Raw genomic sequence first — 23,959 nt, forward strand, 5'->3', positions numbered from 1 at the left:
ATATTTATATGATATTAGTATAAAATTTCCCTTCAAAAAATAAAATATATGTTATACATTTTTCTGAAAAAGAAAATAATTATAAGATAATCTTGTACTATTTAACAATACTTCTATTTAAAAAAGGAATTAATACAAGAAACAAAACAAATGTTTAAGATTAAGGTTGCTCTTAAAGTGTTATTAGTTGTGATTTAATATTTAATTATAATCTTAAAGATAAATTCGTTAATTCACTTGATAAAAGTTATTTTGTATTGTATATTAACAAAGAGGCTGTTAAAAATTTTCTTCTGATAGTGCTAATCAAGATAATACCCTCTTTAACTATTTTCATGGTATTTTCAATATCAGTAAAATACTCCTCCTATATCACTTTTTTTAATCTCGGTCTCAGACACCAAGCATATCCAACACATTTACTTCAAATGATACAAAAACTGAAAAATCCTCTTTCCTAAATTAGCTATTGAGTTTAGAAACAAAGCTTTAAAACTTCCTATATTATCTATACTTATCAAATCAAAGTCCATTAATAAAAACTTAAGATAATCAGAATGTCACTGTAGTATTTATTACAATAAATACTACAGTGACAAAAAATTTTACCGAAGAAATGGTTATTAGAAATACTGTTAAAAGCGATATTTTACCCGAGAATGTTAAAAGTATCAACTCACTTATTAAAGGAATAAAAAAATCAATTAATAATTGTCTATAATAGCAAAGATAACTATATCACAGAAAACAAAAATATAAATTCTTAAAAACTTTCAAAAAAAACATTAAAAATCCCAATAAAAAATATATATATTCATTCAGTACAAAAAATGAGACAATTTTTAAAGAATTTGTTATTCTATCAAAAAAAAATACAGAAGTCCTTAATCATTACAAATATAGAAAAAAATGGATATTATACTATATAATATAATGTATTCGTATAATATTTAAATATAAAACGGATTTTTATTATATAAAACCTTACAAAACTTTTATTCTTTGCTAAGAAAAGATAAAATAAATTATGGAATATTAAAAATATTATTAGATATTACTATAAAAATTGCAAGATAAACACATGTTTTACAATAAAATTTATGCAAAGGAATGATAACCAAATGGATAAAAAAAGAACAAAAATAATAACCATAGCATCAATTAAAGGGGGAGTAGGAAAGAGTACTTCTGCCATTCTTTTCTCTACTATTCTCTCCAAAAAATTTAGCGTCTTACTAATTGATATGGACGCTCAAGCAAGCCTCACAAGTTACTTTAATGAATATCTTGAAAAAACACGAATCAATGTAGAAAATATAAATATATATGAAATCTTACAAAAAAATCTGGATATTAATAATAGTATTTGCAATATAAATCAAAATTTAGATTTTATCCCTAGTTACTTAAACTTACACTTTTTTAATAATGATAATTTACCATTCAAAGAAACCAGACTAAAAAAAGCACTTTATTTTATTAAAAATACTTATGATTACATAATAATTGATACTAATCCAAGCCTAGATTTTACACTAATTAATGCTCTTGTTGTTTCTAATTTTGTTATATCTCCAATTCCCGCCGAAAAATGGTCTATAGAAAGCCTAGAAGCACTTAACTTTAAAGTTAAACAATTGGACCTAAACTTACCCATCTACATATTAAACACCAGACTTAAAAATAACAATTCAAATAAATTTTACCTAGATATTCTAAAACAAAATTCTAATTTTATTGGATCTATAAGAGAGAGAGAGGATTTAAATAAAAGAATTGCACAAAATATTGGCTTTTCTTTAAACGAAGACTACATATCAGACTACAAAAAAGCATTAAAAAATTTGTTCGGTGCCGAACAAATTTCAGGAAGATCATATGAAGAAAAATAAATTTAAACTAAATAAAAGGATTATTGAAAAAAACAACTCTCTCCAAAAAAATACTAATGATATAAATATACAAACTTACGAAAAATTAAAAGCAAAACTTAAAATAAACTTACAAGAAGATATCTACAACAAAATAGAAACCATGAAAATATTAAAAGAAATTAATGACAAAAAACTATTCAAATTAGACGGTTATAAAAACTTTAGCACATTTATCAAAAATTATAATCTAGCCAGAACCCAAGTTTATGCATATCTAGCTATTGCAGAAGGGCTCAAGAACAACTTAATCAACGAAGAATCCATAATTGAAAAAGGAATAATGAACACATATTTTTTTCTATCAACTAAAGAAACTCAAAAAAAACAAAAGACATCGAATTTAATCAAATCAATTAAACTGAAACTTAAAAACCAAGATGCTTACAACTTTTACAAAACAAACCAACAATTCACATGTTTCCTTATGGAAAGGATCTTTATTCAAGACAAAGAATACATAAAAAAAATAAAAAAAGACTTTGAAAAAAGTCTGGCAAAATCTAAAAAACAAACATGAAAATTCAATAGTTTAGTTATTATTTTAAACAAACACTGATTCGCCATGAAAAATTTACTAAGCAAAAAAAATATATTATTGACAAAATATAATATTTCATATACAATATACCCACAGCTTTTTTTGAAGGGGTAAATCAATTGAAAATCTTAAAAAAATCTCATAACAAAGAACAAAAAAAATTTAATAAGCATCAACATAAGTTGATAGTGCTAATATCAACACTAAATTACATGAACTTAAATTTAAAAAAGTATACCCAAAGCAATATACTTTACTACTTTAATAATAATCTGAAAAGAAATGGTCAAAAAATTATAAAGATTAAAACACTACAAAGCTACTTATACAAATTAGAAAAAGAATTACAGATAACTATTAACTACTATAAACATCTAGGAAAGAACTATGGAACAGAAATTTATTATCAACTCAAATATCCAAAAAATAAATGTTATCATAAAATAAACTTATACTTTAAAATAAAAAGAGAAAAAAAATTCAATGAAAGAGTTCATAAATATCTGTGTTCAAAAAATATCAATGAAGAAAAATGGGAGTGTATAAGTAATATATATAATAATATATATAACATGAAAACAAAAGAAAAATTAAATAAAACACACAAAAATCACAAATACAAAACCAATAAATTAAGTACAAACAAAAAATACAAAGATCAAAACAAAACAATAAAGTCAATAAAGGGATTAAATAAAAACACTAAAGACAATATTAGAAATAATATATTCAGCATATTACTTGAACAATTAAAGCAAAAAGCGGACACCAAAACCTTAGTGCCAATATTAAAGCACTATCTAGATAAAACAAACAATTTAAATTATGACAAAATAATTAACAATCAATACTACTATGATCTCCTAGAAATACTAGGCAAATCCTAAATTAATTATTTTAAGTCTAAGGAATAAAAATGGACAATTTGTTTAAGCAACTGAAAAAAAAAGCAAAAACTCTAAAATTAAATACATCTCAAGCAAATGTCAAGAATATATTCGATAAAATAGAAAAGATAGAAGGAAAAAAAATATATCACACAAAACTATTTAATGACTTTTATATATTTGGTGTAAACAGAAAACAAAAACAAAAGTTCTTAATAGCACTTAAAAAATACTCAAATCCCAACAAAGAAAAAAAAATATACACATTTCATTTATTCAGTGTCAAAGAAAAAGATGATTTCCTAGGAATTCGTTATTCTATCAAAAAAATACAGAAGCCTTTAATAATTACAAATACAGAAAAAAATGAGTCTTATACCATAAGATGGTGCGTCTGTATGGAATTTAGATTTAAGACAGGTTCCATTATATGTTATCTTACGAACTTTTATTCTCTGCTAAGAAAAGATAAAATAAATACTGAATATTACAAGAAACTATTAAACATTACTTTAGAAATTGAAAAACAAGTATATGCTTTCTATAACAAGAATTTAACCGGTGAAATAATAACTAAATGGATAGAGAAAAAACAAAAATAATCCTAATGTTTATAACATCAATTGAGAAAAAAATAAAAGGAAAGGAGCTTTTTGTCCATTATTTTCCCTTATATTACCTAAAAAACCAGTATTTCACCGACTTGTACAAATATACAAGCAAGTCTTACAATTCATTTTAGCAAATATTTTAAAAAAATACAGGTTAATTTAAAAAACACAAAATTAGTAAAAATTATTTCTTTCATTTTAAATATAGATATTTGAAAATCAACAGAATTGTTGTATAATCTATTTAAGATTTGATACATTTACGTATCACTCTTTCAGAAAAAGAAATTATAAAACCAATTAAAGGTTTTGTTAGAGGTTTTAATTTTAAAACTTCTAACAAAACCTTTAATTTTTTATTACTAAATAATCATAATGTCTTAGAAAAGTCAATATTAGATGTTCTATTTTCAGTTTTAGCATATCTAAAGTTTGACCAATAAGATGTATTTCTATGAATTGTATTAAAAATGAATTACTACCATAATCAACAAAGCAAGTAATTCAATAAAAAAAGAACTTTTCCAAAAGGATACAAATAGACTTTATATATTTATGAATTAAAAGAAGGTAAATGAACCCTATACAATGGGGCTCATTTACCTTAAATAACACAAAACCTTTAAGAAGAGCTGACATTAATATTATTTGAATAAAAACGAACAAAGATATCGTTAAGATTATTGACCATTATCAAAGATAAATTTTTCTTTATATTGAGACTTTATATCATAATTTTGTAAGTCCGATATGATGTTTTACAAAATTAGAGTGTTCATTTAATTAAACATAAAGTTTATGAAGAACAATAAAACCTCAAGATTAAATTTGGCTATAAAATATGAAAAACCATTTGATACATAAGTTAGAAGTTCTAGAATGTTATATTATGGTGGAAAATATCATATTAATGCCCGAAGACTTTTTGAGATGCTTAACTCTTAGCTTGCTTAGATTTAAAAATAGTGAAAAACATTTTACATGTCTTATTGTTTTAATTTTATTTTTCTTATGTATTAAATAATTAGCTATATATAATTTTGATATAGCAAATATTCTTAAAGCAATCAAATTAATAAATTTGAGATTATTAATTGTAATATTAAAGGTATTTTTGTATTTTGAAGCAGATTATTATCCTATGATAACTTATAGGATACAGAATTTAAGTGTTTTTAATTTTTTATTCTTATGTTCAAATTACAGTTTTGTATCATATCAGATATGAGTGACGGTATTTTAAAATAACAATCTTAGTACTGTGAGGAGAGATTATGATGAGTTTAATGGGAAGAACCTCTTTTAGTTTAAATTTAAAGAAAGCGGCATTAATTTTAGTAGATATCCAAAATGATTTTTTGGAGTCAGGGACTCTTTCTGTTCCTCAAGGTAATGAGATTATTCCCTTGATAAATCAACTTCAAAAATACTTTGAACACATTGTTGCAACTAAGGATTGGCATTGTGAGAATCATGTAAGTTTTTTGAGTGATTCTAATTGTCAAGGTTGGCCTAAGCATTGTGTAAAAAATACATGGGGAGCAGAATTTCCAAAAGATTTAAATATTGATAAAGTGAAGGCTGTTTTTTTAAAGGGACAGGATGAGAATTATGACAGTTACAGTGGATTTTATGATGATTCTTGTAAGAAAAAATTAACAGGTCTTTTGGATTATCTTCAATTCAATGGAATTGATGCAGTGTTTATAGTAGGCTTAGCGTTAGACTTTTGTGTAAAGGAAACAATAATTGATGCCCATAATTTAGGATTTCGGTCTTATTTAATAACCGATGCTACAAGAAGTATTTCTTCTTTTCCTGAACTAATAATTATGGAGCTTGAAAAGCTTGGTATATTAACCTGTTTGGCTAGAGACATTTTTAATAATTTTAGTTTACTGTAGCCTTCAGGAAGTTGAAATTTATATATTTACATTCTATCTGTCTTTATTGATATCATAAATTCAATCACGAATGTTTTCTAAAGGATTTTATATGCACGTGTGTATAGTGTTTATATATTGAGGGTACCTTAAGGTTATTGAGAATGAAAGTTTTAAAATTTATAATTTTGTAGTACAATGAAAAATCATTGTTTATGAGTGTTAAGATAAATTTTTCGGGTATTGTTATTTGTTTATTTATTACCTTAAATGGTTGTAGTGTGGATAAAAAAGATAATGTAAGTATCCGATCTTACGAAGATGGTTTAAATCTGCTTTTGGACAGCAATTATTTTGAGCAGAATGATACCCATGTAGACAAATCTGTTTGGCAACATGCTAAAGATAGTAAGAAACAAATAGGAAAAAATAATCTTAATCAAACTGACATAGACAATAATGATCAAGGAGCAATTAAAAAAGGAGTGTTAAATGATTATATAGATGATCAAGAAGTTGCAAAAGTAGACATTTTGGAAGTGGAAAGGTTAAATGGTTATCTGTTACAGGATAGTGCATTATTTCCCGTACAAAGTGATATAGATTGTATAGGTGAACGAGTAATTGTAAATGAGGATTTTGAGCACAATAATATGGTATCAAAAATAATTTTGGAACAAGATTCATTAGAAAGTTGTAAGAAAAGATTGGAAAACAATCTAAATGAAGTACAGAAAGAAGCATTAGAATTTTTGGAAAAAGCTTTGGCTAGTAAAGTTGATAAATTAAATAGAATTTTAGTATTAGATGAAGATGAAATCAAAAATATGCTTAATATAATCAGTAGAAATTTAAACAGTATAAGGGAACTTGAATCTGTTAATGAGCTTATTTTAGATTTTGAGAATTTAGATAACGGAGAACTTACATTTAAGATGAATGATGAGGTAAAAGTAGAATATACAGAAGTGAAAAATGATCTAAGAGAAAAAATTGAACTTTCATTAGATGATTATTTATCTGTGATAGATGCTCATTTCAATGATGATGATATAAGATCTAGTGTAGATAATATCAATTCCATTGAAATTTTATCACCTTCGTTTGATTATAAATTTTCTGAATCTTCTCTTATAAGAGAAGATTAAGTTTATATATAAACTTTGTACAATTGAGAATTATTATTAGGTTATTTAGATATAATTCTGTGCCTTTGTAGGATATTTAATTTTTTTGGGATTTAAATAACCAATTTTTATTTATTATTATGCTTTGATTGGTGCATGTAATTTTATTTTTGACTTTAAGATTTGAATCTTTAATGATGATTTTGGGAAATTTGATTTGTTTCCAATGTATTGTTATTTGAGTGGAATTTATGGATATAAAAAATTCATTCTATAATTTTTAGCTTAAAAATTAATATTTAATTAGTTGAATTGTTCTTTTAATAAGCATTATTATTAAAAGAATTTTAATATTTAAAACATCAATTTCCTTATAGCATGAGACCTAACCTAGGTCATTTCTACCATTGCTATTTAATTTCATAATTTGATATTTTAATAGGTACTATGGATACAAACATATTCACTATATATAAGGTTTGAATTATTGAATTATTTCTGTATGTTTATATTGATTTGTTATTTAAAGAATATAAACGTACAAAATTCAGCGATTGTTGTTCTTATAAAAGTATATTTACAATATTTATTGGCAGTGAATGAATATAAAGTTGAAATTAGTATTTTAGGCATTAGGATAAGGGACTTGGAAGTTTTTTTAATATATACAAATTGAAAATAATCCTATTTTATTCTTTTTAAGAACATGATATGAATAGAATTATACAAAAATATACGATTATTGAAGTCATCAGAGCTGTCATATTAACATTATCTCAATTGTAAATTGGGTTTTTGCAAGTAGTGAGATTTGTGGATCCAGATATACCGTAATAGTATTCATGAAAAAGATATTTGAGATACTAAGGTGGGTACCCTAAGATTTTTTTGTTTCAATACAAGTATAGTTTACGAAATTATGCTTTTTGGATTAATATATAGTATATACTATATAAGTGTTTTTAATTTATTTTTATGAAAATATTTATTTTATTCTTACTTGTTTAAGGATCGTTGTATGAAAGTAATTAAGTTCCCTAAGAGAAAAAGCTTAAAGTCTGAACAAATGGATATTGAAGATTTTATGGCTCAAGTTGATTACACTACTGCACAGTTGGATAGAGAGTTTAGAGATTTTCAGGAGCAGTATGGAGCAGATAAAGGTCTTGATGATTGGATGGTTCATGTAGAAAAGGAAACTCAGCTTAAAAATCAGAAAATTCAAGTAAGGTCTAAAACTTTAAGTTTGCTTTTTGAAAAAAAACTTAATGATAATAAAAACAAGTAAAGATATAACCTGATCTTAAGTAGTCCATTTATCTTTTAAGCTTTCCATAATTTGTCTTTTTCTCTAGATTGAGATTTTCAATGTCTTAATGATTTTATATGAATTGATATAGGAAATGTTAAAGAGTAGCTTAGCCTTTCTTTAAGGCTAATTTGGTGAATATTACAGATATTAATGCGATAGAGTTAGGGAGGGATAGAATTTATGGTCAAATTTGGGGGAGGGTGTTTTTTTATTAGTATGTACTAGTATTGTTAATATGGGTTGATTTTTAGTTTATATAGGAGATTAAAGTGAAAGTTGTTAAAAATATTGTTTTGACCTTGTTATTTATAGTATTTAGTTGTAGTCATGATGTGTTTAGTAAGCCATCGTCTGGTCTTATTAAGGATTATGCTGAGGTAATTTTTGATAGTCATAGGTATTATTATGTTGAAGAATTTCCTATAGATCTTGATTTAAAGTTTGAATTTGTAGATACTAAGTCTGAATCTACATCACAGACTGATCATCGAGTATTGGGCAGTCATCATATTGCAACAAGAAGAAGTGTTTATGAGAGTAGTTCAGAAAAAGCTAATAGTTTTTCTTTTGGCAAAGTTGGTCTATTGGTAAGTTCAGCGTATTTAGGGAAATTGGGTATTAAGACTGTAAAAGGGCTTAATGAGCATTTAAAGAATAAAGAGTTTGATTCTTTAGGTGTCAAATTTGTTTTTGATTCTGGGCTTGATAGATTATCATCAATATCAAATAGAAATTTGCTTGGTAGTCAATGTATTGTTTTTGATCATAATGAATTGATTAATTATATAGACATTATAAAAAATAAAAAAAATAATGTAAAGTTAACTTTAAATCTTGCCAATAAAGATTTGCAGAATAGTAAATATCGTTTATTCTCTAAGACATATAATAAATATATAGATATTGAGAATAAATTTCTTAATTGTGAAGGACAAAATAACAGTAATTTTCATTTTAAAATTGAAGGTAATGTAGGGAGTCTTTTAAGTCTTTTAGAAGAAATTCTTATAAAGGTTAAACAAGGAGAGTTATAGTAACTTTTCTTTTTTGAATACATATAATGTGTTTTTAAGTTTGTTATTTTACTGTTGGGTGTGTAAGGATTAAATTTTATTAGTAAATCAATAAACCTAATTATTAAAAATGGGTATATATATACTATTGTAATCGTTGTGGTATCAAAGGATTATAATAGAGTAGGCAAGGCAGAATCATATTCTTGATATTTAACCAACATCTTTTTTTCAGAGATATTATTAAGATATTTATCTTATTACTTTTAGTTTTTGAGTGTATATGTCCTTTTAAAATAGTAGTGATTGCAAAAATTTTTTCTGCAATTTTGACATTAACATCATTTTATCATTGCTAGAAATTTATTTTGATATTTGAGATGAATTGTGTACACTTGCTAGTAATTATTGTAGTTCAATGGTTATATTATTTTATAATTTGGGAGGGGAGTTATGGAAAAGAGTGTTTTAGCAGTATGTATGGCTAGCATTATTGTGTTTGCTATCATTTGATCTTAATGTCTTGAATAACATTTTTAGCCAAATCAAGAGAAAAGTTTTTAGAAGAAAACAAAAAGGTAGAAGATTTAAATTCTAGGGAGAAAAATCAAGGGATTCAGGAATCACAAGAAGATGTGATCGATAGTATTTAAGAGCGTTTAATAGTAGAACAAGACATGGATGTGGTGCCTTTAGTTCCGTAGCTCATGTTAATATAGAGATGCCGGTGTTTCAAAATTATCCATACTATCCTCAAAAAACAATAAAAATAAGAAAATAAGATTTAACCCCAAGTACTGAAGGAGATCAGGGAGCAAACAAGGCAATTAAAGATGTACTAATTTGTTCTTGGACGAGAGAATTTTGGATTTCAGTTTTAGCAATTAATTGAGAAGGTACAAAAGACTTTAAAAGAAACTATTATGAAAAGATTAGAAAATGAAGCAGCACGTAAAGCCCGGTTCTTCAGAAGAAGAGACAATAATTTACCAGTACAATTGTCCAGAACTGCAAGGGATCATGCAGAAAATTCTTTGGATCAATTAAAATGTTCTGTTGATAAGCTTACTGAAGCAAAGGGAAGAATAAAAATATAGAAAAACTTGTTAAAGAAGCGAAATTTTATCTAGAGAGTATTTCATGGTAAAAGATCATGTAAAGATACCTTCTAATACTAATGTTTGAAAAGGGAAGTCTTCTGTTAAAAGGCGCTCTCTTAGGTTTTATTTAGATAACTTTCTAAAAGTAATTACCTTTTAGATTTAACTGTGAGCCTGTACATCTTAAGGAGCTTAATATATAAGTATTATTATTGTAAATTATTTTGAAAATTTAAGGGGTTGTATACTTTGAGTATGAACGAAAAAGAGAAATCCTTGAATCAAGAATATAAAATGTTAAACAAAGCTTTTTTTAAGCTTATTGACTATATAGATAGTGATGTGAGAATAATTCAAGTCGCAAGGATTTTATAAGAATTTCATATTGTAGTGAGAACATTAAGAGAGAATATAATGGGTTTATCGATTTTTTTAATAAAAAATGAACTTGCATATTTATTTGAAAAATTAGTATTCAAGTTTTACATTATAACAAATAATTTAAAGATAAGTCAAAGTTTTTGTTAACAACTATATCAAAATATGATAAACTGTGCTGTTTCAAATGAAGTTTCTAGAATAATTTTGTCCTTAATTTTGTATACTGGATAGTATTGGTAGATTGATTTAAAAAATCTTTTTCATTTTATTAAAGTGAGGTTGGCGTTAAATGAATCAAAAAATGTTAGGGAACATTCATTAAAAGAAATGCGTGAGTGTTCTGGGATATTGCTTGATATGACTGAAAAATTGTGTCTATTATTACTATAAGTTTTAAAATTATATTTTGGAAGGTTGTGAATTGTCTTATGTAGAGATTATTCCAATGTCTAGTGCTTTGCATATCAGTTGAAAATATTGATAGACTCTTCGAGTTCTTCAAGTAAAAACATTTAATTTTTCTTATTTGTTTTTTTAGTGTTTTTTGATTTTCTATGCTTTATTTTAAAGAATGGATTTCTTGATGATAATTCTACATTGCTATAAAAATTTGATGTCTTTAATATATTATAAATAATATGGTGTTTTTGGGGATCAGTCAAATTGTTTTTAATATTCTCTTATTACAGAGATAATTAAGTTCTAAGAGTACAGTAAATATACTGTAAAAAATTGTAAGAGTGAAAATGAGTTATGTAATAATGAAAAGAATTACTTTATGTGCGTTATTAATGACTTTATTTTTACTTCTTAGTTGTGGCAGTGGTACTACTAATATGGAAGATCCTAAAACCACATTCTTAACTTCTATTGCTAATTTAGGTAAAGGGTTCTTAGATGTTTTTACTTCTCTTTCTGATATGGTTGGAGGGATTTTAGGGTTTAATACTACTACTAAAAAGTCTGATGTTGCAGCTTACTTTAAGACTATAGAAAAAAGCTTGACAACAACTAAGACAGCCCTTGAGAAAATTGTTGCTGATATGAAATCTGAAAATAATCCTAATTCTTCTACAGCTGAGGTCGCTGTAAAAAACCTAATTGATAATACTCTTAGTAAGATAATTGAGGGTGCTAAGACTGTTAGTGAGGCTAGGTGATGACTTGCTTGGTAATGTTGCTGCTCAGAATAACGGTGGTGCTGTTGGTACGAAAGTTGATGAATTAGTAAGTGGAATTAAGACTATTGTTGATGTAGTACTTGGAAAAGAAAGAAATCCCGATGCTGGTACTGATAAAAAGGCTAGTAATCAATACTGCAAGAACTGCCAATGGTGGAACTGATGAAGCAAGTAAGCTATTTGGTAATGCTGCTATTGATAGTGCTGATAATGCAAAGAAAGCAGTAACTGATGCTGCTAAAGCTGTTGGTGCCGTAACTGGGTCTGATATATTGCAATCTATCGTTAAAAATGGCACTAGTGCAGCTGCAGAGACTGCTAAGGTTAAGGATGCAACTATTGCAGGTGCTATTGCACTGAGAGCAATGGCTAAGGGTGGTAAATTTGCTAATGCTAGTGCGGCTGATAATGAAGGGGTTGTTACTTTTGCCGTTAAAGGAGCAGCAATAAGCGCAGTAACTAAAGCATTGGGTACTCTAACTATTGCAATAAGAGAAACAATTGACTCAGGCCTTAAAACCGTAAAGATGCTATGAAAATTAATCCTGAAGATACTCCTGTAACAAATGATAAGCAGATCCCTGAAACCAAGAAGAACTAATAGTCAGGACTAAAGAGTATTTAATGACAAATACATAACTAAATAAAGTCATTTGAGGAAAACTCTTCTTTTCACAAGAACTGTTTTCCTTTTTTACTGTCTGTAATAGTACCCGGGTCTCAAGCTTAACGATGGAATCCTTTAACAACAGATTGGTTGTAAGACCGCATTTGAGCTTTTTGATTCATGTAATTTAAAAGTTAACTAAATATAAAAATAGATAAAATTAGTTGACAAAAGTTTAGCAGATACTTAGATGTAGAGTCAATTTTTCAAGGTCTCCATTGCATAGAAAATATCTTATCTAGGATTATTTATATAAATAGAGAGTGTTTTTTTTTTTGATATGTTTGGTAATATATCTAGTATACTTTAACTTAGCTTTAATAAATATTTCAGTTTTTACTCTAAATATACTTTATCTGTCTATAAGTTTACTTTTATAGTTACTCTTACCATTTTTATAACGAGTTTAATTTATTCTATCTTAAGAACCTTTATCTAGAATTTTTGTTCCCTTATTTTCTTAAATCTACTTTTCTTAAATCTCCCTTTCTTAACTTTCATCTTTAGTTATTAGAGGTGCTTTTAACCCCCTGCTCCATTACAACCACTTAAGACATTTGTTTTAAATTGGTCTAATTCACTATCGTTCATTTGACCAAAGTATGCTTTTATTAATTCTTTAAAAGTTTTCTTTTGTTCTTCGGTGCAACTTTCAAGTTGAGTCTTTATATGTTCTAGAGCAGCTTTTATCTTATCTTCGTTTGAAAATATAAACCGATTAAATTTGTTATCATCACCTAAAGCATCTTTTAAGAATTGTAAGTTTGTTTTTTCCGTATCATTTAGCTTTTCTTTTAAGAGTTCTTCAGGTGTTTTTGGTATTATTTCTGTTGGTTTTGCTGGCTTGATATTTTCATGCTTACTTGATGGAACTTCATTTGCTTTGCAACAATAAAGTAATATTAAACTACAAAATATCAAATAATTTATAAACTTAACCATAAATATCTCCTTTTTTAGTATTTAGCTAATAGTATAACCTGGTTATTTTGTTCTGTATAGTTATTTATAAGTATTAATTGTTTTTGTAAAGTTTATTGTTTTGTTATAAATTTTATGTTGAATATATTTTTGTTAACCTATTAGTTAACTTATATTAAAAGGTATGAGTAGGGTAAAGAAATCATTTGATGATTATGTTGTGTATTTTAGAGAAGGGAAGCTTAATGACGCGAGGATAGCAAAAGAGATGGGAGTTAGTCGTGTTAATGTAGGAAAGATGAGACGCAGGTGGGAAGAGATTAAGGATGACCCTGAGTATATTACTGGTGCTGCTAAGTTTACTATTTGTGAAGATACTTTAAATAATATATTATTTCATGCATCACAAAGTACAGCCCAGGCGCGTGATCTTAAAAGTCAGTTTAGTATGGCTAAAAGTATGTTGGGACTTGAGTTTATAAATTCATTTAGTCGTTATTTAGAGTTAGAACTTAAAACTCATAATTACAAAATAGAAGAATTAGAGTCTCAAATTAGCAATATTTATAAGAAGACTTTAAGTAAAAAAGTTGCACATTCAGAAGAAGAGAGTCGTGAGCTTGAAGAGTTAAAACTTAAACTCGATGAGTTTAAAAGGGAGAGAGAACTTAGGAAAATGTCACTATGTTACAAGACAATGCTAAAGCTTAAAGCTACTGGTACAGATGTGCGCTCTAAATTACAAATTTAAAGGTAACGGATTTTATCAAGCCTAAAGCATTGGAGATTGATTTTAAAGGGTTTGAAAGTAAATATTTAACTTCAAAACAACTTAAAGTAATACGTAATATCGAGGAGAATAATCAAAGTAAAATTATCCTCTCAGGTGGGATTGCTAGCGGTAAAACATTTCTAGCATGTTATTTATATCTAAAGATGCTCATTAAGAATAGACATCTATATAGAGAAGATACTAATAATTTTATAATAGGAAATTCACAAAAATCATTAGAGGTTAATGTTATGAGTGAGTTAGAAGATATTGCTAGTATGCTTAAGATATCCTTTAAGCCAAAATTTTCTAATACATCATATTTTGAAATAGACTCACTAAGAGTTAATTTGTATGGAGGAGATAGGGCAAGTGATTTTGAGCGGTTTAGAGGCTCTAATTCAGCGCTTATTTACGTTAATGAAGCAACTACACTTCATAAAGAAACATTAATAGAATGTTTAAAAAGGCTTAGAGTAGGAATGCAGGCAATTATATTTGATACCAATCCAGATAGTCCTGAACATTTCTTTAAGCTTGATTATATTGATAATACAAAAATTTACTCTACATATAACTTTACAACATATGATAATGAATTAATTGCTAGAGAATTTATTAAAACCCAAGAAGAGATTTACAGGGACATTCCAACATATAAAGCAAGGGTTCTACTTGGAGAATGGGTCCCGTCCTGTGATGCGATATTTACTAATGTTAATCTTACAAGTAAGCATGAATTTATATCCCCAATAGCATATTTAGATCCTGCATATAGTATAGGAGGTGATAATACAGCCCTTTGTGTTTTGGAGAGAGTAGATCAAAGTTATTATGCATTTATTTTTCAAGAAAAGTTACCAGTAGGTGATCCTAAGATGTTAAATACAATTAAAACTATACTTACAAACCTTAATGTACACAAACTATATGTTGAAGATAGGGATAACGTTTCTGGGCATGGGAATGTGACTAAAATGTTTCTTAAACTTAGGGCGGGTATGAGTCATAAGTTTAAAATTGCTCCAATTAAACCTATAAGTAATAAATTTACTAGAATTGCTACATTAATAGAGCCATTTGCAACATCTAAACTTAGTATTATGGATTATTCAAGTAAGTCAGCTGTATCTGATATTTATAAGTACAAAGGAGATGGGAAGAGTGATGATGATTCATTAGATAGCCTGTCAGCATCATATATGTTATTGACTCTAAGTATGCGTACCCTCAGAGCACATTTTACTAAAATAAGGTTCCTATAACAGTTAAAATATTATATAATAATTACATAAGGAGTGTTTTTATGGGACTTGCGCAGCCTGTTATTACACAGCAAATGGTCATCGCTGAACTTACTAAAGCCGGTATTAAAAGAGATATTGCTATTGACCTGTCTTATAGGTATTATCGTAATGAACTGACTTATAAGGATATTGAATTCTTAAAAGAAAACTTCGATATAAAACTTGAAAAGGTAGAAGCTCTTCTACAATCTGAGATTAAATCTGTCAAGACCGACCTGGATAACAAAATTGATACAGTCAGAACTGAATTAAAATCTGATATTAAAGATCTCGATAATAAATTCGATACCAAATTTAATGAACTTCATACCAAAATAGATACTGTAGAGAATAACTTTAATCTTAAGCTTGAAAAGGTAGAATCACTCTTACAAGCTGAGATTAAATCTGTAGAGTCAAGCTTACAAGCCGAGATTAAATCTGTTAAGACCGAACTTGACAATAAAATAGACACTAAATTCAATGAACTTGATAATAAGATTGACACTGTTAGAAATGAACTGAAATCTGACATTAAAGATCTGGATAATAAGATTGATAATGTTAGAAAAGATATGGAAATTAATAGGATAGAGCTTGATAATAAACTTGATAAAACCGCATCAGAATTTAAAAATACATCAAGACTACATAATTGGATGTTTGGTACTATTATTACCCTTAATATAGGAATATTCTTAGCATTAATGTCATTATTAGTAAAGTAAATTTATTTACCTAAAGCCACCTTTATTTAATTGACCTTCTGTAAATTATCTTTTTTTAGTCATTTTTTATAAAAATTATTTAAATTTTGTTAGAGACAATTAATACCTGCTAATTGTCTCATTGTATTTAGTCTCTACAAGGTTATAGTATCTATTTTTCATCTTTTTTATTTTGTTCAGAGATTGTTAACCATTTTGCCCCTGAGGTAATAAGGAAGCACGTAATAATGAAAAGAATTACTTTATGTGCGTTATTGATGACTTTATTTTTACTTCTTAGTTGTGGTAGTGGTACTACTAATATGGAAGATCTTAAAACCACATTCTTAAACTCTATTGCTAATTTGGGTAAAGGGTTCTTAAATGTTTTTACTTCTCTTTCTGATATGGTTTCTGGAGCCTTTGGTATTAAGGCTGACACTAAAAAATCTGATATAGGGGAATACTTTAGTGCTATTGAAAAAACTATGATATCTGTTAAAGAGAAGTTACAAGCAGAAGTTGAAAAAAATGAAAATTACTCAAAAATTAAATCAGTTGTTGATACGTTTATCACTAACACATTAGACAAGATCGCTGAAGGAGCTAAGACAGCTGCTAGTGGGGCTACGGGAGAAGATAAGATTGATGGTGCTCCTACTGCAGGTCAAGATGCTGTACCCGCAGACACAGTAAGTGTCAACGTTCTTGTTAAGGGGATTGGACAAATAGTTGGGATCGTTCTAAAAAAATATGAGGGTAAAGCAGATGCTACTAAAACTAAATCAGACGAGCAAAAGTCAATTGGTAAGTTGCTTGGTACTAATGCCGCTGATGGAACAAAAGCACATGCTGCTGCAGTTAGTGCTTCTATTGGGGCCATAACTGGTGCTGACATCTTGCAAGCTATTGCTATCTCTGAGAAAGCTGCTGGTGAACCTACTATTCAGGCAGCAAAGAATACTGCTGAGATTGCTGCTGCTAAACAATAAGCTACTAAGGAACTTGAAGTAGCTGAGGTACAAAAAGATGCAGTTATTGCTGCAGGAATAGCTTTAAGAGCAATGGCTAAGGGTGGTAAATTTGCTGCTAAGACCAATGAAGAAAAATCCGCTCATGCAGTTACACAAGAAGATAAGTCTGCAGATTCTACTACCCCTACAGACGCAACAGTTAGTGGGCCGCAACAATAAATAATTATCAATCAAACATAACTAAATAAAGGCATTTGAGGAAAACTCTTCTTTTTCATGAGAACAGTTTTCCTTTTATTTATGTCTTGTCCCCTTGAGGTAAAAAGGAGGCACGTGATAATGAAAAGAATTACTTTATGTGTGTTATTGATGACTTTATTTTTACTTCTTAGTTGTGGCAGTGGTACTACTAGTGCTGAGGATTCTCAGGGTAGATTCTTAAAATCTATTATTAATTTAGGTAATGACTTCTTAAATGTTTTTACTTCCCTTACTGATATGGTTGGAGGGGTTTTAGGTTTTAATATTAATACTAAAAAGTCTGATGTTGCAGCTTACTTTAAGACCGTTCAGGATACTCTTTCATCTACTAAGATAGCTCTTGAGAAAATTGTAGGAGACATGAAAGCTGAGAATAATCCTAATGCTGCTACAGCTGATGCTGCAGTAAAAACATTAGTTGATAATACACTTATTAAGATACTTGAGGGCGCTAAAACCGCTAGTGAGGCTATTAGTTCTGATGCTAGTGACCCAATTGCCAATGTTGCTGCTCAGGGTTCTGCTGGTGTTGCTGGTATCGAAGTCGATAAACTAGTAAAGGGAATTAAAGATATAGTAGATGTGGTACTTAAAGATAAAGGAAATCCTGAGGCGGGTACTGATAAAAAAGCGGATGATCTTGGAGCAAGGGTTGCTAATGCTGGAAATGGTGAAGCAGGTAAATTATTTGGTAATGCTGCTATTGCTAATGATCCTAAAAAATCAGCTGCTGATGCCTCTAAAGCTGTTGGGGCTGTAACTGGGGCTGATATTTTGCAAGCTATGGTTAAAGATGATGGCGATGCTGCTAAGTTAGCTAAAGAAACAAGTGGGAATGCTAATGCTATACCTAAGGATGCTACTATTGCAGGTGCTGTAGCTTTAAGGGCTATGGCTAAGGGTGGTAAATTTACTAATGGTAATGCTGATGCTAATGATGTTTCTGATGCAGTGAAAGGTGCAGCAATAAGCGCAGTAACTAAAGCATTGGGTACTTTAACTATTGCTATAAGAAACACTATTGATTTGGGACTTAAGACTGTTAAAGATGTTATAAAATTTAATTCTAATGATACCCCTGTAACTAATGATAATACAACCTCTGAAGCTAAGAAGAACTAGTTAGAATTTAATAACAATATACATAACTAAATAAAGTCATTTGAGGAAAACTTTTTTTTTCATAAGAACTGTTTTCCTTTTAGTTGTATCTTGCCCTCCTGAGGTAATAAGGAGGCACGTGATAATGAAAAGAATTACTTTATGTGCGTTATTTTTGACTTTATTTTTACTCTTATCTTGTAATACTTCAGGAAAAAATCTTAAAGAGGATGAAGTGGCTAAGCTTGATGGTACTGTCCTTGATTTAAAGTCAGTAAGTAAGAACATCACCAATGCTGTTGCTTTTGCTAAGAGTGTTAAAGAAGTTCATACTTTAGTTAAGTCCATTGACGAGCTCGCTAAAGCTATTGGTAAGAAAATTAAAGCTGATGGAACAGATGTAGAGGATGATGCAGGTAAAAATAGTTCATTAGTTGCAGGGGTACGTAGTATAATGTTAGCTTTAACTCCTAAATTGGGAACATTAGAGGTAATAGATGGAATTTCTGATAAACTGAAAACAGAAATTGATGCGGTTAAGAATAAAAGTAAATCATTTGTGGATAAATTGAAAGATACTTCTTCTGATGATGATGCGAAAAAAGCTATAGATAGGATTGGCAAAAAAGATGGTGATAAGGGAGTTGCAGAACTTGTTGCATTAAACACAGCAATTGATACTTTGTTAAAGCATGCTGAAGATGCTGTAACAGCTGCAATTAAGGAGCTTACAACTTCTACTAAACCTTCTAATACCTAAGAGATATCTTATTATAAGATTAGTTTTTAATTCATGGTTATTTTCTTATAAAATAAAGTCTATAAATAATAAGCTAGGAGTATTCTTCTCTTAGCTTTTTTTGTTCTTTTATTTCTTTCTTTACTTCCTTTACTACTGTGTCATACTTCTTTAGATTCTTTTGATTACTTTTTTCTTTTGGTCCTTATATTTATTCATTGGTTTTATCTTTTTTTATCTATGAATGATAACTTAGATTGCTTACTTTTACTTCTTAGCTGTGGCAGTGGACAACAATCACTTGATTCTGCTAATGGTGGCGGGGCAGCTACAGGAGGGAGCAGTTTAAGTTCAGTTTTAATTGATGTAGGTAGAAGTGCTGAGAATGCTTTTTATTCATTTTTAGATTTACTTTCCGGTACATTAGGATTAAGAGTAACTAAAGATACAAAGAAGAGTGATGTAGGAGGTTATTTAGTAGCCTAGGTGATAAGCTTGGAGAAGCATCAGATGAATTAGAAAAGGTAGCAAAAAAGTCAGAAGGAGAAGGAGCTAAAGATGGACCAATAGCCGTAGCAATTAGAAGTGCAGTTGATACTGCTAAGACTACTTTAAACACATTGAAAACACATCTAGAGTCTTTAGGAACAGTAGGTGATGCAAATGTTGCTGCTGGGCAAGGCACAACACCAGCTGATGTTGAATTAAAGAAAGCCCTTAAGGCTTTGCAGGAGATAGTAAAAGTAGCAAAGGAAAAAGGTGTTGTAAAGCCAGAAGCAGGAGACACAGCAGTAAAGGTTGGTGGTAATGGGACAGATAATAAGGATGGTGCTAAAATATTGGCTACAAGTGGTGGTAATCTAGCAGCAATTGATGCAGCTAAGGCAGCAGCAATATTGGCAAGTGTAAGTGGAGAAGAAATGCTAGACTTGATAGTTAAGTCAACAGAAGGTGATGCGGTAGCAGGAGTGTTAAGTAATGCAGATGTCAACACAAGTGCGTTAAAGTTTGCAAAAGGAGGAACAAATAATCATGTATCAAATGCAAATACTCCAAAAGCAGCAGTAGCAGGAGGAATAGCACTACGTTCATTAGTTAAGGCAGGTAAATTAGCATCAGGTGCAGATGATAATGCTACAGGGGGAGGAAAAGAAGTACAAGGTGTAGGGGTAAGTGCAGTAAATAAATTATTAGTAGCAGTAGAGGATATAATTAAAAAGACAGTAAAGAATGTTCTTGAAGAAGCAAAAACAAAAATAGATAAAGCAAGAGCTCCAAAAACAGCAGGTCAAAAGTAAGATAGATAGTTAGAATTAAATTATTAAGTAATTAGGGTAGAAGTCAATCTTAGAGATATGTCTAGGTTGTCTTCTTTTTTTCGTTGTAAGTGACTTTATTTTTAATAATAGGATCTAATAATGGAGAAGTAGGCGAAGATCCCCCCAAAAGGTATTCTTAACTTCTATTGCTAATTTGGGTAAAGGGTTCTTAGATGTTTTTACTTCTCTTTCTGATATGGTTGCTGAGGCTTTTGGTATTAAGGCTGACACTAAGAAATCTGACATAGGGAAATATTTTTCTGATATTGAAAAAACTATGAAAACAGTTAAAGAGAAGTTACAAGATCAAGTTGAAAAGAATGGTAATTATGTAAAAATAAAGGAAGTTGTTGATACGTTTATTACAGGCACATTAGACAAGATTGCTGATGGGACAAAGGAAGCTGCTAAAGGGGCTGAAGGTAGTGATGCTATTGGTGGTGTTCTTACTGCAGGTCAAGATGCTGCATCAGCAGATGCTACAAGTGTAAATGCACTTGTTAGAGGAATTGGTGAAATAGTAGGAGTGGTTTTAAAAAAGGGTGAAGGAGATGCAGGCGCTACTAAAACCGCTGAGGAACAGCAAAAATCAATTGGTAAATTGCTTGGTGAGAAAAACAATGATGGGACAGAAGCACATGCTGCTGCAGCTAGTGCTTCTATTGGAGCTGTAACTGGGGCTGACATCTTAAAAGCTATTGCTAAATCTGGGGATGTTGCTGGTGAGATTGAAATTGAAAATGCAAAGAATGCAGCAGAAATTGCTGCTGGCATTGCACTGAGGGCAATGGCAAAGAATGGTAAGTTTGCTTCTAAAACTGGTGAAGCAAAATCTGCTAATGCAGTTAATGGTGTTGCTGCTAGTGCTGTTGGTAAAACTTTAAGTACTCTAATAATAGCAATAAGGAATACTGTTGATAGTGGGTTAAAGATAATCAGTGATGCACTAGCAGCTGTTAAACAAGAAGATAAGTCTGCAGATTCTACTACACCTGCAGACGCAATATCTAGTGGACAGCAACAATAAATAATTATTAATAAACATAACTAAATAAAGTCATTTTAGGAAAACCCTTCTCTTTTTATGAGAACCGTTTTCCTTTTAGTTATATTTGTCCTTCCCTGAGAAAAAAGGAGGCACGTAATAATGAAAAGAATTACTTTATGTGCGTTATTGATGACTTTATTTTTACTTCTTAGTTGTGGCAGTGGTACTACTAGTGCTGAGGATTCTCAGAGTAGATTCTTAAAGTCAGTTATTGGTTTAGGTAATGACTTCTTAAGTGTTTTCACTTCCCTTTCTGATATGGTTGGAGGGGTTTTAGGTTTTAATACTACTACTAAAAAATCTGATGTCGGGAACTACTTTAAGACCATGCATGATACTCTTTCATCTACTAAGACATCCCTTGAGAAAATTGTTGCTGATATGAAATCTGAGAATAATCCTAATGCTGCTACAACTGAGACTGCCGTTGACAAACTAGTTAGTGAAACACTTGATAAGATAATCCAGGGCTCTAAAACTGTTAGTGAGGCCATTGGAGATGCTAGTGACCTGCTTGCTAATGTTGCTGATCAGAATGCAGGTGCTGCTGGTACTGAAGTCGATAAATTAGTACAGGGTATTAAATCACTTGTAGATGTGGTACTTAAAGAGAAAGATAATCCTGAGGCGGGGGATGATAAAAAGGCTGATGATGGTAATACTGCAAGAAATAATAATGCTGCTGCTGATGGTGAAGCAGGGAAATTATTTGCTTCTGATAATGCAGGAGATGCTGCTAATGCAAAAAAATCAGCGACTGATGCTACTAAGGCAGTAGGAGCAGTAACTGGTGCTGACATTTTAAAAGCCATGATTAAGGATAATGGTGATACTGTTAAATTAGCTAAAGAAACAACTGGAAGTGTTACTGTTGCTCCTAAGGATGCTACTATTGCAGGAGGTCTTGCACTGCGAGCAATGGCTAAGAATGGTAAATTTGCTGGTCCTAGTAATAATGCTAGTGTTGAGGCAAAGAAAACAGTAATGGGTGCAGTAACAAGTTCAGTTACTAAGGTATTGGGTACTTTAACTATTGCTATAAGAAATACTATTGATGTGGGTCTTAAGACTGTTAAAGATGCTATGAAATTTAATCCTGATTCTACTCCTGTAACTACTGATAAGCAAATCTCTGAAAATAAGAGTTAATAATCAGAATTAATAACAAATACATAACTAAATAAAGTCATTTGAGGAAAATAAATCTCATAAAGAGAAGAGTTTTCCTTTTTTACTGTATGTAATAATACTCAGGTCTAAATAGTATTGATAGCTATTCTTTAACAACAGATTGATGGTAAGATTTCATTTCAGTTTTTTGATAAACTAAAGAAAATAGACCAAACACTTTATGTTATAGTTAGGTATCCTCTTAAACCATATTTTACTAAAATAAGGTTCCTATAACACTTAAAATATTATATAATAGTTATATAAGGAGATTTTTATGGGACTTGCTCAACCTGTTATTACTCAACAAATGGTCATAGCAGAACTGACTAGAGCTGGTATTAATAGAGATATTGCTATCGATTTATCTTACAGATATTATAAAAATGAGCTTACGCACAAGGATATTGAGTATTTAGAGACTACTTTTAACCTTAAGCTTGAAAAAGTTGAAGCACTATTACAAGCTGAAATTCAAGGGATTGAGACAACTTTAAAATCTGACATTAAAGACCTTGATACCAAAATAGATTATGTTAGAAGTGAATTAAAATCTGATATTAGAGATCTGGATAATAAGGTTGATACAGTCAGAAATGAATTAAAATCTGATATTAAAGACCTTGATAATAAGATAGATACTGTTGAGAATAATCTTAACATCAAGATTGATACTAAATTCAATGAGCTTGATAATAAGATTGATAACGTTAGAAGTGAATTGAAATCTGATATTAAAGACTTGGATAATAAAATTGATGTTAACAAAATGGAACTTAAGAGTACATTAAGACTTCATGGTTGGATGTTTGGAACAATTATTACCCTTAATATAGGAATATTCTTAGCATTGATGTCATTATTAGTAAAGTAAATTTATTTAATCAGACTTTATTTAATTGATTTGCTGTCAATTATTTTTTTTACAAAATTATTTAATTTTGTTAGAAACAATTAGTAGGTTAGTTGTTATATCATGTCCAATCTTTGAAATGTTACAGTATCTATGTTCTTAGTTTTTATGTTT

At 29.3% G+C, this 23,959-nt stretch carries 19 protein-coding genes and 4 pseudogenes; 22 read left to right on the forward strand and 1 reads right to left on the reverse strand.

Annotated elements, in window-relative coordinates:
- Positions 1-592 precede the first annotated feature (592 nt).
- The 12 genes and pseudogenes from bpuSUM_RS09920 to bpuSUM_RS08735 all read left to right on the forward strand — a co-directional run bounded on the left by bpuSUM_RS09920 (position 593) and on the right by bpuSUM_RS08735 (position 12,568).
- A complete protein-coding gene (locus bpuSUM_RS09920) occupies positions 593-721 on the forward strand; it encodes a hypothetical protein (RefSeq protein WP_283848868.1) in 129 nt (42 codons plus the stop codon).
- A 400-nt stretch (positions 722-1,121) separates the two neighbouring features.
- Positions 1,122-1,892: a ParA family protein gene (locus bpuSUM_RS08690; protein WP_247068056.1), complete on the forward strand. Its 771-nt coding sequence runs from the start codon at positions 1,122-1,124 to the stop codon at positions 1,890-1,892.
- Positions 1,879-2,451: a chromosome replication/partitioning protein gene (locus tag bpuSUM_RS08695; RefSeq protein ID WP_247068022.1), complete on the forward strand. Its 573-nt coding sequence runs from the start codon at positions 1,879-1,881 to the stop codon at positions 2,449-2,451. Before bpuSUM_RS08690 ends, bpuSUM_RS08695 begins: the two co-directional genes overlap by 14 nt.
- A 140-nt stretch (positions 2,452-2,591) precedes the next feature.
- Entirely contained in the window at positions 2,592-3,359 is a 768-nt protein-coding gene (locus bpuSUM_RS08700) for a plasmid maintenance protein (RefSeq protein ID WP_247068024.1), read from the forward strand.
- A gap of 29 nt (positions 3,360-3,388) precedes the next feature.
- Positions 3,389-3,961 carry a DUF226 domain-containing protein gene (locus bpuSUM_RS08705; RefSeq protein ID WP_247068026.1) on the forward strand — a complete coding sequence of 191 codons (573 nt, stop codon included), beginning with the start codon at positions 3,389-3,391 and terminating at the stop codon, positions 3,959-3,961.
- A gap of 1,286 nt (positions 3,962-5,247) precedes the next feature.
- Positions 5,248-5,874: a nicotinamidase gene (locus bpuSUM_RS08710; protein ID WP_283848869.1), complete on the forward strand. Its 627-nt coding sequence runs from the start codon at positions 5,248-5,250 to the stop codon at positions 5,872-5,874.
- 194 nt (positions 5,875-6,068) lie between these two features.
- Positions 6,069-7,001, forward strand: a complete 933-nt coding sequence (locus bpuSUM_RS08715; protein ID WP_247068029.1) for a hypothetical protein — start codon at positions 6,069-6,071, stop codon at positions 6,999-7,001.
- A 997-nt stretch (positions 7,002-7,998) separates the two neighbouring features.
- Positions 7,999-8,268: a hypothetical protein gene (locus tag bpuSUM_RS08720; protein ID WP_247068031.1), complete on the forward strand. Its 270-nt coding sequence runs from the start codon at positions 7,999-8,001 to the stop codon at positions 8,266-8,268.
- 293 nt (positions 8,269-8,561) lie between these two features.
- Entirely contained in the window at positions 8,562-9,326 is a 765-nt protein-coding gene (locus bpuSUM_RS08725) for a hypothetical protein (RefSeq protein ID WP_247068033.1), read from the forward strand.
- Between the two features lie 866 nt (positions 9,327-10,192).
- Positions 10,193-10,402, forward strand: a complete 210-nt coding sequence (locus bpuSUM_RS08730; protein WP_488230384.1) for a hypothetical protein — start codon at positions 10,193-10,195, stop codon at positions 10,400-10,402.
- 252 nt (positions 10,403-10,654) lie between these two features.
- Positions 10,655-10,780, forward strand: a complete 126-nt coding sequence (locus bpuSUM_RS09925) for a hypothetical protein (RefSeq protein ID WP_283848870.1) — start codon at positions 10,655-10,657, stop codon at positions 10,778-10,780.
- Positions 10,781-11,547: 767 nt separating this feature from the next.
- Positions 11,548-12,568 (forward strand): annotated as a pseudogene (locus tag bpuSUM_RS08735) (variable large family protein).
- A gap of 588 nt (positions 12,569-13,156) precedes the next feature.
- On the opposite strand, the gene bpuSUM_RS08740 reads toward bpuSUM_RS08735, so the two are convergent.
- On the reverse strand, positions 13,157-13,576 hold the full coding sequence (locus tag bpuSUM_RS08740; protein ID WP_247068037.1) for an Mlp family lipoprotein: 420 nt from the start codon (positions 13,574-13,576) through the stop codon (positions 13,157-13,159).
- Positions 13,577-13,739: 163 nt separating this feature from the next.
- Here bpuSUM_RS08740 and bpuSUM_RS08745 point away from each other — a divergent pair, with 163 nt between their 5' ends.
- The 10 genes and pseudogenes from bpuSUM_RS08745 (at position 13,740) to bdr (bpuSUM_RS08790) (ending at position 23,806) form a co-directional block, all read left to right on the forward strand.
- Positions 13,740-14,306 carry a DUF603 domain-containing protein gene (locus tag bpuSUM_RS08745; protein ID WP_247068039.1) on the forward strand — a complete coding sequence of 189 codons (567 nt, stop codon included), beginning with the start codon at positions 13,740-13,742 and terminating at the stop codon, positions 14,304-14,306.
- Entirely contained in the window at positions 14,294-15,592 is a 1,299-nt protein-coding gene (locus tag bpuSUM_RS08750) for a PBSX family phage terminase large subunit (RefSeq protein ID WP_247068066.1), read from the forward strand. Before bpuSUM_RS08745 ends, bpuSUM_RS08750 begins: the two co-directional genes overlap by 13 nt.
- Before the next feature lie 41 nt (positions 15,593-15,633).
- On the forward strand, positions 15,634-16,341 hold the full coding sequence (gene bdr, locus bpuSUM_RS08755; RefSeq protein WP_247068041.1) for a Bdr family repetitive protein: 708 nt from the start codon (positions 15,634-15,636) through the stop codon (positions 16,339-16,341).
- A gap of 227 nt (positions 16,342-16,568) precedes the next feature.
- A pseudogene (locus bpuSUM_RS08760) lies at positions 16,569-17,513 on the forward strand (variable large family protein).
- Between the two features lie 120 nt (positions 17,514-17,633).
- Positions 17,634-18,677, forward strand: a complete 1,044-nt coding sequence (locus bpuSUM_RS08765; protein ID WP_247068043.1) for a variable large family protein — start codon at positions 17,634-17,636, stop codon at positions 18,675-18,677.
- Between the two features lie 124 nt (positions 18,678-18,801).
- Positions 18,802-19,416, forward strand: a complete 615-nt coding sequence (locus bpuSUM_RS08770) for a Vsp/OspC family lipoprotein (RefSeq protein WP_430644681.1) — start codon at positions 18,802-18,804, stop codon at positions 19,414-19,416.
- A gap of 219 nt (positions 19,417-19,635) precedes the next feature.
- Positions 19,636-20,693: pseudogene (locus tag bpuSUM_RS08775) on the forward strand (variable large family protein).
- A gap of 89 nt (positions 20,694-20,782) precedes the next feature.
- A pseudogene (locus bpuSUM_RS08780) lies at positions 20,783-21,741 on the forward strand (variable large family protein).
- Positions 21,742-21,861: 120 nt separating this feature from the next.
- A complete protein-coding gene (locus tag bpuSUM_RS08785) occupies positions 21,862-22,911 on the forward strand; it encodes a variable large family protein (protein WP_247068045.1) in 1,050 nt (349 codons plus the stop codon).
- A gap of 298 nt (positions 22,912-23,209) precedes the next feature.
- Positions 23,210-23,806, forward strand: coding sequence for a Bdr family repetitive protein (gene bdr / locus bpuSUM_RS08790; protein WP_247068047.1), 597 nt, complete (start codon positions 23,210-23,212; stop codon positions 23,804-23,806).
- Positions 23,807-23,959: the final 153 nt, after the last annotated feature.

Source organism: Borrelia puertoricensis (assembly GCF_023035875.1).
GTDB classification, from domain to species: Bacteria; Spirochaetota; Spirochaetia; order Borreliales; family Borreliaceae; genus Borrelia; species Borrelia puertoricensis.

What these genes read in the sequence shown, in the direction of transcription:
- bpuSUM_RS08690 (WP_247068056.1), top strand. Translation starts at nt 1,122, where the DNA reads ATGGATAAAAAAAGAACAAAAATAATAACCATAGCATCAATTAAAGGG.
- bpuSUM_RS08695 (WP_247068022.1), top strand. Translation starts at nt 1,879, where the DNA reads ATGAAGAAAAATAAATTTAAACTAAATAAAAGGATTATTGAAAAAAAC.
- bpuSUM_RS08705 (WP_247068026.1), top strand. Translation starts at nt 3,389, where the DNA reads ATGGACAATTTGTTTAAGCAACTGAAAAAAAAAGCAAAAACTCTAAAA.
- bpuSUM_RS08710 (WP_283848869.1), top strand. Translation starts at nt 5,248, where the DNA reads ATGAGTTTAATGGGAAGAACCTCTTTTAGTTTAAATTTAAAGAAAGCG.
- bpuSUM_RS08715 (WP_247068029.1), top strand. Translation starts at nt 6,069, where the DNA reads ATGAGTGTTAAGATAAATTTTTCGGGTATTGTTATTTGTTTATTTATT.
- bpuSUM_RS08720 (WP_247068031.1), top strand. Translation starts at nt 7,999, where the DNA reads ATGAAAGTAATTAAGTTCCCTAAGAGAAAAAGCTTAAAGTCTGAACAA.
- bpuSUM_RS08740 (WP_247068037.1), bottom strand. Translation starts at nt 13,576, where the DNA reads ATGGTTAAGTTTATAAATTATTTGATATTTTGTAGTTTAATATTACTT.
- bpuSUM_RS08745 (WP_247068039.1), top strand. Translation starts at nt 13,740, where the DNA reads ATGAGTAGGGTAAAGAAATCATTTGATGATTATGTTGTGTATTTTAGA.
- bdr (WP_247068041.1), top strand. Translation starts at nt 15,634, where the DNA reads ATGGGACTTGCGCAGCCTGTTATTACACAGCAAATGGTCATCGCTGAA.
- bpuSUM_RS08765 (WP_247068043.1), top strand. Translation starts at nt 17,634, where the DNA reads ATGAAAAGAATTACTTTATGTGTGTTATTGATGACTTTATTTTTACTT.
- bpuSUM_RS08770 (WP_430644681.1), top strand. Translation starts at nt 18,802, where the DNA reads ATGAAAAGAATTACTTTATGTGCGTTATTTTTGACTTTATTTTTACTC.
- bpuSUM_RS08785 (WP_247068045.1), top strand. Translation starts at nt 21,862, where the DNA reads ATGAAAAGAATTACTTTATGTGCGTTATTGATGACTTTATTTTTACTT.
- bdr (WP_247068047.1), top strand. Translation starts at nt 23,210, where the DNA reads ATGGGACTTGCTCAACCTGTTATTACTCAACAAATGGTCATAGCAGAA.